This is a genomic window from Mycobacterium sp. (assembly GCF_036488105.1).
GTDB lineage: Bacteria > Actinomycetota > Actinomycetes > Mycobacteriales > Mycobacteriaceae > Mycobacterium.
Genome location: NZ_DASXHW010000079.1, coordinates 1 through 1,525, shown reverse-complemented (window position 1 = coordinate 1,525; position 1,525 = coordinate 1). Strand labels below are relative to the sequence as shown.

General features: G+C 66.8%; 2 protein-coding genes and 1 pseudogene. 1 reads left to right on the top strand and 2 read right to left on the bottom strand.

Annotated features, from left to right (window positions below; genetic code table 11):
- Together crcB (VGH54_RS04210) and crcB (VGH54_RS04205) are read right to left on the bottom strand one after the other, a co-directional pair.
- The coding region (gene crcB / locus VGH54_RS04210) for a fluoride efflux transporter CrcB (protein ID WP_331510683.1) at positions 1-321 on the bottom strand (321 nt) is incomplete at its 3' end.
- Complete coding sequence (gene crcB / locus VGH54_RS04205; RefSeq protein WP_331510682.1) at positions 321-728, bottom strand: fluoride efflux transporter CrcB; 408 nt, start codon at positions 726-728, stop codon at positions 321-323. The genes crcB (VGH54_RS04205) and crcB (VGH54_RS04210), both read right to left, overlap by 1 nt.
- Positions 729-789: 61 nt before the next feature.
- Here crcB (VGH54_RS04205) and VGH54_RS04200 point away from each other — a divergent pair.
- Positions 790-1,525: pseudogene (locus VGH54_RS04200) on the top strand (phosphoglucomutase); the annotation flags it as partial.

The window sequence follows — 1,525 nt, the reverse complement described above, 5'->3', positions numbered from 1 at the left end:
CACGATGCTGACGACGATATTGGCGACCGCGTTGCGCAGCTGGCGCTCTTCGCTGAGCCGCTGTGTTTCCAGCATCCAGGTGGAGAACGTGGTGTACGAACCGACGAAAGCGGTGCCGGCGAGCAATGCGGCGTAGCGACTCAACGCCAGGCTGCCGAGCAGTCCAAGGAGCGCGGCACCGCTGATGTTGACCACGAGGGTTCCGAAGGGCAGGCCCATAAAGAGACGGGACCGTGCGGCCCGGCGCGCGACCGCGCGGTCCACCAGAAACCGCAGCACGGCTCCGACGCCGCCGGCGAGCACCACCCCGAGCCAGATCATCAGCGCACCGGCACCCGACGAACAAGGGCAGTGGCGAGATACACCGCGAGGAACCCGAAAACGATGCTGGCGCAGGTGTATCCGGCCGCCAGGCCGTAGTGGTGATGCTCGATCATTGTCAGCGTCTCGACCTGCATGGTCGAGAAGGTGGTCAGACCGCCGCATAAACCGGTTCCGAGCAAGGGCCGACGGTAACTCGACACCGGCAACCGCTCCAGCAACCGCGTCGTGAAATAACCCACCAGGAAGGCGCCGACGATGTTGACCGTGAACGTCGGCCAGGGCCAGCGCCCCGGGTCGGCCGCCACCAGCAAGCTCAGTCCAGTGCGCGCCACCGTGCCCAGGGCGCCGCCGGCGAACACCGCGGCCAATTCCCGGTAGTCCTGCGGGAACGGAGAGTTGGCCACGCGTCGAAATCCCTTCGGTTGCAGGGCGTGCTCAGGCAGCTTATTAGGCAGAATCGGGGACATGGTGGCCCACCCACGCGCCGGTCAGCCGGCCCAGCCCGAAGACCTCGTCGATCTGCCTCATCTGGTCACGTCCTACTACTCGATAGAACCGGATCCCGAGGACGTGGCCCAGCAGGTGGCGTTCGGAACATCGGGGCACCGCGGCTCGGCGCTGAACGGGGCATTCAACGAAGCCCACATCCTGGCCATCACTCAAGCAATCGTCGAGTACCGCGCCGCGCACGGCACCACCGGTCCGCTGTTCATTGGCCGCGACACGCACGCTCTCTCCGAGCCCGCATGGGTGTCGGCGATCGAGGTGCTCGCCGCCAACGATGTCGTCACGGCCGTTGACTCGGCCGACCGCTACACACCGACGCCGGCGGTCAGCCACGCGATCCTCACCTACAACCGCGGCCGCAACGATGGGCTGGCCGACGGGATCGTCGTGACGCCGTCGCACAACCCGCCCTATGACGGCGGCTTCAAGTACAACCCGCCCAACGGCGGTCCCGCCGACACCGATGCGACCAACGCAATCGCCAAGCGTGCCAACGAGATTCTTCGCAACGGCGAGACGGTGAAGCGGGTGCCGCTGGCCCGCGCGCTGCAGGCCGTTCAACGCCACGACTTCATGGACGCCTACGTCGACGACCTGCCGAACGTCGTCGACGTCGACATCATCCGCAAGGCAGGGATCCGGATCGGTGCCGATCCGCTCGGCGGGGCCAGCGTCGACTACTGGGCGGCGATCG